Origin of the sequence: Elioraea sp. Yellowstone, from assembly GCF_006704265.1 — a bacterium.
In the GTDB taxonomy this organism is placed as follows: domain Bacteria; phylum Pseudomonadota; class Alphaproteobacteria; order Acetobacterales; family Acetobacteraceae; genus Elioraea.
The window spans coordinates 1-6,850 of record NZ_VIKA01000157.1 but is presented as its reverse complement, the minus strand read 5'-3'; the positions used below and the strand labels follow the sequence as shown (position 1 = coordinate 6,850).

6 protein-coding genes are annotated in these 6,850 nt (G+C 76.3%); 1 reads left to right on the top strand and 5 read right to left on the bottom strand.

The window, feature by feature from the left end; genetic code table 11:
• The 4 genes from addB to tsaE form a co-directional block, all read right to left on the bottom strand.
• A partial coding sequence (gene addB / locus FK498_RS16080) for a double-strand break repair protein AddB (protein WP_161988451.1) occupies positions 1-2,419 on the bottom strand: 2,419 nt, incomplete at its 3' end.
• Complete coding sequence (locus FK498_RS16075) at positions 2,409-3,149, bottom strand: nucleotidyltransferase family protein (protein ID WP_141856314.1); 741 nt, start codon at positions 3,147-3,149, stop codon at positions 2,409-2,411. The genes FK498_RS16075 and addB, both read right to left, overlap by 11 nt.
• A complete protein-coding gene (locus FK498_RS16070; protein WP_141856312.1) occupies positions 3,146-4,129 on the bottom strand; it encodes an aminoglycoside phosphotransferase family protein in 984 nt (327 codons plus the stop codon). Before FK498_RS16070 ends, FK498_RS16075 begins: the two co-directional genes overlap by 4 nt.
• Positions 4,126-4,596, bottom strand: coding sequence for a tRNA (adenosine(37)-N6)-threonylcarbamoyltransferase complex ATPase subunit type 1 TsaE (gene tsaE / locus FK498_RS16065; RefSeq protein ID WP_141856310.1), 471 nt, complete (start codon positions 4,594-4,596; stop codon positions 4,126-4,128). The genes FK498_RS16070 and tsaE overlap by 4 nt, the downstream gene beginning before the upstream one ends.
• A gap of 90 nt (positions 4,597-4,686) precedes the next feature.
• Between tsaE and FK498_RS16060 the strand changes: the two genes are divergently transcribed.
• On the top strand, positions 4,687-5,709 hold the full coding sequence (locus FK498_RS16060) for an NAD(P)/FAD-dependent oxidoreductase (protein ID WP_141856308.1): 1,023 nt from the start codon (positions 4,687-4,689) through the stop codon (positions 5,707-5,709).
• 4 nt (positions 5,710-5,713) lie between these two features.
• Here FK498_RS16060 and FK498_RS19420 read toward each other — a convergent pair whose 3' ends face one another.
• Positions 5,714-6,757: a peptidoglycan-binding protein gene (locus FK498_RS19420; RefSeq protein ID WP_161988450.1), complete on the bottom strand. Its 1,044-nt coding sequence runs from the start codon at positions 6,755-6,757 to the stop codon at positions 5,714-5,716.
• Positions 6,758-6,850 lie beyond the last annotated feature (93 nt).

Sequence of the window (6,850 nt, the reverse complement as noted above, 5' to 3'; positions counted from 1 at the left end):
GGCGCGCCGCGCTGCGGTCGAGCCGGCGGCGGAATGCCGCCTCCAGGAGCCGCGCGGCCTCGGCCGGCTCGGGCCAGGCGAGGCCGGTCGCCCGCAGGACCTCGGCGATGCCGCCATGCACGATGTCGCCGAAATCGCCCGCGTCCGCCTCGGCGTCGAGCGGCTCCAGGGGCTCGATCCCGAGCACGCGGCGGGCGTAGAGCGCGTAGGGATCGGCGATCCAGGTGGCGATCTCGGTGACCGAGAGCCGGCGCGGGCGGGCGGCGAGCGGCGGCCTGGGCGCGGGGCGCTGTTCGGGCATCGGCGCGCCGGGATCGTCGAGCACGCGCGCGATCGCGGCGAAGTCCTCCGGCGGGCGGAGCAGTGCTGCCGCCTCCGCGCCGAACTGGCCGCGCAGGAAGGCGTCGAGCCGCGACAGCCAGCGCGACGGCACGGTGGGTGCCCCTTCGGCGCGGCGGCTCCTCGTCAGCAGCACCTCGGCCCCGGCGCAGAGAAGCTGCGCCACGTCGTGCGCGGCCTGGCCGATCCGGCGTTCGGGCGAGGGCAGACCCATCGCCTCGCGCATCGGCCGCGACAGCCACGGGCCGGGTTCGGCGGCCTCGGGCCAGGTGCCCTCGTTCAGGCCGGCGAGCACGATCAGGTCGGCGTGCTGCAGCCGCGCCTCCAGCGCGCCGAGGATGGCGACGCGCGGATGCTCGGCCTCGACGCGCCTGAGCCGCACCACGGGCCCCTCCAGCATCGGTTCGAGAAGCGCGGGGAACTGACGCGGCGCCACCGGGGGCAACCCCTCCACGGCGGAGGCGAGCTCGGCGAGATGCCGTGCCAGCGCCTCGCCGTCCTCGCCTGCCCAGAGGCGCAGCGGGCCCGGCCGGTCGGGCGTCTCGGCGAGGCGTTCGGCGGCGACGAGATGCGCCTCGAGGAGTTCGCCGATCCCGGCTGTGGGCTGTCCGGCGAGCGCGAGCACGGGCTCCAGGATCGGGCGGAGGCGCACGAGGCAACCCGTCGCCGCATCGAAATCCGCCCAGCGCGGCGGGAAGCGGCGCGCCGCCTCGATCGCGGCGGCGATTCCCGCGAGTCCGGGCGCCGGTCGCGGCCCCCGCAGCGCGGTCCGCTCGAGCGCACGCGTCTCGAGCCGGAAGCGCGCCGGCGCCTCGCCCGCCGCCGCGAGCGGGTGCTTCAGCAGCGCGAGCAGCGGGACGGGGGCCAGACCATCCGCCACGGCGGCGGCGAGCAGGCGGATGAAGGTGCCGGCCGGCGTGTTCGCCAGCGGCTCGCCGCCCGAGTCGTCGGCGCGCACGCCGAAGCGGCCGAGTTCGCTCGCGATGCGGCGGGCGAGGAAGCGGTCGGGCGTGACGATGGCCACGGTGCGGCCGGGCGTCGCCAGCGCGCGGCGCACGGCGAGCGCCGCGACCATCGCCTCCTCGTGTGGATCGGCGGCATCGACGCGCGCCAGTCCGGCGAGGGACGCGCGCCAGCGCTCCGGGTCGCGTTCGCGCCAGGCCTCCAGCCCCTCGGGCGGCGCCATGACCGCCGCGACGAGCGCGGCGCGGTCGGGGATCGGCGCGGCACGGGCGCGCGCGGGCCATGGGCGGACGGCCTCGCGCGGGATGGCAAGGCCGCGCAGGAGCCGCGCCAGCCCGGCCTGCGGATGGGTGTCGGGCAGCCTGTCCCACAGCGCCTCCGGCAGGCGCTGGTCGAGCCCGGGCAGCACCACCGCGCCCTGCGGCAGGCTCGCCACCACGCCGAGCAGTTCCGCGACCGCCGGGATCGAGCCCGTCGAACCGGCCGCGATCACGGGGTCTGCGGGTGGGGCGGTCCGCCACGACTCGGCCTGGGCGCGCAGGAGCCGCACGCGCCGTTCCGCCGGGTCGCTCGCGCCGCGGTCGCGCAGTTCCCTCGGCCAAGCGGCGGTGACGATCTCGAGGAACTTCAGCGTGCGCTGCCAGTGCGCGGCGAAGCGCTCGGGCACGAGCGTGGCGAGCCGCGCGGGATCGACGTCCTCGGTCGCCATCTCGTCGAACAGCGCGCCCAGCTCCTCGGCCAGCCGCCAGGCCCGCTCCAGCGGGATCTCGGGCTCGAAGGCGCCGACCAGGCGGGCCAGGGCGGCGCGGCGCGCGAGCGGGGCGACCGCCGGCGGGACGGCGAGCGCGCCCGCCATCGCCAGCGCCTCGTCCGGCAGGTCGCCCACGGGGTGGATGCGCGGCAGGAGCGCCGCCCGCCCGGCGGTGAGCCGCAGCATGGCCTCGGCCAGTCCGCGCCCGGCGCGCCGGGTCGGCAGCAGGACGGTGATGCGCGCGAGCGCGACCGGGTCCTCGCCCGCGATCCCGATCAGGCCGAGCGCGAGGTCGTCGAGGAACGGCCGGTCGGGCGCGATCGTGAAGACGCGCGGGGGCGGCGCGCCGAGCGCGTCAGCGCGCATAGGCGAAGACGCTCGCGCGTCCGCGCAGCATCTCCTCGGCCTCGGCCAGATCCTCGGGCGTGGAGAGGTGCAGCCAGATCCCGTCATGCACGACCGCGCGCAGCCGGTCGGCCGCGATCGCGCGGTCCCACAGGAGGTTGGTGCTGAAGGGGCCGTCCGGCGCGCCCGCGAACAGCGCGGGTGCGGCGATCTGCACGCCGGCGTAGAGGTAGGGAACGATCTCCTTCTCCTTCGGCCGGCGCACACGGCCGAGCGGATCGACCGCGAAGTCGCCGCGGCCGCTGTAGGAGGGGAGCTGGGCCGCGCGGTGGACCAGCAGCACCGCGTCGGTGGCCGCAGGATCGAAGGCCTCGGCGAGACGCAGCAGCGCAGGCCGCGCGCCATCCAGCCAGAACGCGTCGCCGTTGACGACATAGAACGGTTCGTCACCGAGATGGGGCAGCGCCTTCACCACCGCGCCGCCGGTGTCGAGCAGGGTCTCCTCGTGGCTCTCGATCGTCTCGGGCCGGTCGCGCACCGCCAGCGCCGCGCGCACCGCCTCGGCCTGCCAGTGGGTGTTGACCACCACGCGCTCGACGCCGACCGCCGCGAGATGGTCGAGCGCACGGTCGAGCAGCGAGCGTCCCGCGACCGCGAGCAGCGGCTTGGCGGTGGTGTCGGTGAGCGGACGCATGCGCGTGGCGAGCCCGGCGGCGAGGATCATGGCGCGGCGCGGCACGGGACGGCTCATGCGGCATGCTCCTCGGGCGCGCGGCGATGCTCGCGCGGGACGTGATCGTCGAACCAGGCGGCGAGCGGTGCGCAGGCGGGATGGGCGAGGGCGCGGTCGAGCAGGCGCCAGGTGCGCGGCGCGTGGCGCAGGTAGTGCGGCTTGCCGTCGCGGCGGGCGAGTCGGGTCCAGAGCGCGGCCACGCGCGCGTGGCGCAGCGCGCCATGGGCGGCGCAGGCGGCCAGGAAGCGCGCATGGTCGGCGACGCGCGCGGCGTCGAGGTAACGCGCGAGCACGGCGCGCCGCACGCCCGGGTCGATGTCGCGCCGCGCATCCTCGAGCAGGCTCGTCACGTCGTAGGCGGCGTGGCCCAGGCCGGCGTCCTGGAAGTCGAGCAGGCCGCAGGCGGCGGGGCCCGGACGGTCGAGCCGCAGCAGGTTGTCGACGTGGAAGTCGCGGTGCACGAGCACGGGCGGGTCGTCGGCGAAGGGGGCGAGGGTCTCGCGCGCGGCGGCGCGGAAGGAGGCGCGCACGGCATCGCCGGGGGGGGCGCCGAAGGCCGCCGGCCACCACCAGTCGAGCAGCGTCGCGGCGGCGGCCGCGGCCATCGCCTCGGCATCCCAGGCGGGCAGGAAGTCGGGCGGGGGATGGCGATGCAGTTCCGCGAGCGCCTCGACCGCGAGCCCGTAGAGCGCGGTCTCGTCCGCGCCACGCGCGAGCAGCGCGGTGAAGGTGTCCTCGCCGAGGTCCTCGATCAGCGCCAGCCCATCCGTCTCGTCCACGAAATGGACCGCCGGCGCCGAGAGCCCGAGTGCGCGCAGATGCGCCGCGATGCGCAGGAAGGGCAGGAGCGGCTCGCGGCCCGGCGGGCAGAGCATCAGGAGCGCCGGCACCGGCCCGCCGACCAGCCGCTCGTAGCGGCGGAACGAGGCATCCGCCGGCAGGGGGATGCGCTCGGCCGCGCCGAAGCCGTGCGCGGCGAGGAACGCCGCGGGCGTCATCGCGCAAGCGTCGCGAGCCGGTCCGGCCAGCCGGCGAGCGTCGCACGGCGCGCGCCCGGATCGCCGGGCACGGGGGCGAGCGCGACCGTCAGCGCATCCGGGGGCGTGAGGGCACCCAGCCGCTCCGGCCACTCGACCAGCGCGATCCCGGCGCGCGCCTCGTCCCAGCCGAGCTCGGCGAGTTCCTCCGCGCCGGCGACGCGCCAGAGATCGTAGTGCCACGCCTCCACGCCGCCCGGCAGGGCATAGGTCTGCACCAGCGTGAAGGAGGGGCTCGGCACGATCAGCGCGGGATCGCCGGTCGCTGCGCGCAGGAAGGCGCGCGCGAAGGCGGTCTTGCCGGCGCCGTAGGGCCCGGCGAGCAGGATCGCATCGCCCGGCCGCGCCAGCCGCGCGACCGCCTGCGCGAGGCGCGCGGTCGCGGCCTCGTCGGGCAGGGCGAAGGTCGGCGACTCGGTGACCGTCATGGCAGCGCCGGCGGAGTCTGCCAGCCGGCCCGCGCTTGCGCGACGGGGGCCGGGGCGTATCTATGCCCCGGGACGACGCAGGAGACGCGCATGGCCGGGCCGACCGAGACCGATGTTTGCATCGTGGGGGCGGGGCCGGTCGGCCTGTTCCAGGTGTTCGAATGCGGCATGCTCAGGATGCGCTCGGTGGTCGTGGATGCGCTGGATGCGATCGGCGGGCAGTGCATCGCGCTCTACCCCGAGAAGCCGATCTACGACATCCCCGCGCATCCTGCCATCAGCGGCGCTGGGCTGATCGAGCAGCTGATCGCGCAGGCCGCCCCCTTCCGCCCCGACTACCGGCTCGGGCGGCAGGTGGTGCGGCTTGGGCGCGAAGCCGACGGTCGGCTCCGCCTCGGCACCTCGGCGGGCGACGAGATCCTAGCCCGCGCCGTGGTGATCGCGGCCGGCGCCGGCGCCTTCGGCCCGAACCGCCCGCCGATCGAGGGGATCGAGGCCTTCGAGGGCCGGTCGGTCTTCTACGCCGTGCAGCGGCGCGAGGACTTCCGGGACAGGCGCGTGGTGATCGCCGGCGGCGGCGACTCGGCGGTCGACTGGGCGATCAGCCTGGCCGAGGTCGCGCGTTCGGTGCAGGTGGTGCACCGTAGGCCGAAGTTCCGCGCCGCCCCCGAGAGTGTCGCGCGCATGGAGGCGCTCGCGGCCGCCGGCAAGGTGGAGCTCGTCGTGCCGTACCAGCTGCGCGGGCTTGCCGGCGCGGACGGCGCGCTCGCCGCGGTGGAGGTGGCGACGCTGAGGGGCGAGACGCGCCGCCTCGAGGCCGATGCGCTGCTCTGCTTCTTCGGGCTGGCGATGGAGCTCGGGCCGATCGCGGCGTGGGGACTGAACCTGGAGCGCAACCATGTGCGGATCGACCCCGCGACCTGCGCGACCAACATCCCCGGCGTGTTCGCCGTCGGCGACATCGCCACCTATCCCGGCAAGCTCAAGCTGATCCTGCAGGGCTTCTCGGAGGCGGCGATGGCCGCCCATGCCATGCACGCGATCGTCTTCCCCGACCAGGCGCTGCACTTCGAGTACAGCACCACCAAGGGCGTGCAGGGGATCGCCGCGTAGGCGGTCACGCGCCGAGCGCCTCGAGCGCGGCGACGAGGCTCGGCGCGCCTTCGAGGTCGGGCGCCTCGGCGCGCAGCACGCGCATCGCGTCGGTGCAGAAGGCGACGAAGCGGTCCGCATGCGCGCCCGTGCCGATCGGGTACTGGCGCATCCGCCAGCGGTTGCCGGGGCTCGCCTGATAGTGGACGTCGCCGGCATTGTAGGCGCAGGCGACCACGGGCGGGTCGAGCCGCGTGCGCGGCGCTTGGCGGCGGATGTAGCCGACGCCCGCGCGGATCGCGTTCTCGGGCACGGCGAGCCAGGCGGCGTCGATCGTACGGTCCTTCATCACCTCGCGCGCGGTGCTGAGCAGCGTCTGCATCAGCCCGACCGAGACGCGGTGCGGCGTGGCCTCGTCGGAGACGAAGCCGGGCTCCTCGCGCCGCGCGGCGATCGCCTCGTCGATCGAGCGCGCGCCGCCCGCGGACTCGGTCGCGATCGTGGCGAGCACCAGCTCGACCGGCACGCCCTCCTCGGCGGCGACGCGACGGATCGCGGTCCAGACCGCGCGGTGCGCGACCAGCGCGCGGATGGTGCGCGGCGCGCCCGGCGTGCCGGAGGGCGGGGCGCCGTCGATCGCGATGCCGTCGCGCGTGAGCGCCCAGGCAACGCTGTCGGAGAAGACGCGATGCGGCCGCGCGATCTCCGGCAGCGCATCGCGCAGCACCGCGGCCGCGGAGGCGGCGTGCGCCGTCAGCGCGGCGAGATGCTTCACTTCGGCATCGTCGGTTCCGGTCGGCGCGAACAGTGCGCCCCAGGTGGCAGGCCCCACCACGCCGTCGACCGCGAGCCCGTAGCGGTCGCGGAAGCGCCGCTGGAAGGCGATCACGGCGCGTTCGGTCGCCGGGCCGAACAGCCCGTCCGCGGTCGCGACCAGGCGGGCGAGGTCGGCATCGCGCTCGATCAGCCGCGCCTGCACCGCGCGCACGTCGAGCCCGCGCATGTAGGGCAGCGTGAGGCGCAACGCGCGCTGGTAGCGCGGCAGGCCGACGAACCGGTTCAGGGACATGCGAACCTCCTGCGCTCGGCCGCGATCGCGCGGCGGAGCGCGGCGAGCGCCGGCGCGAGCCCGGCATCGGGCGGCGGGGCCGCGGCGATCAGT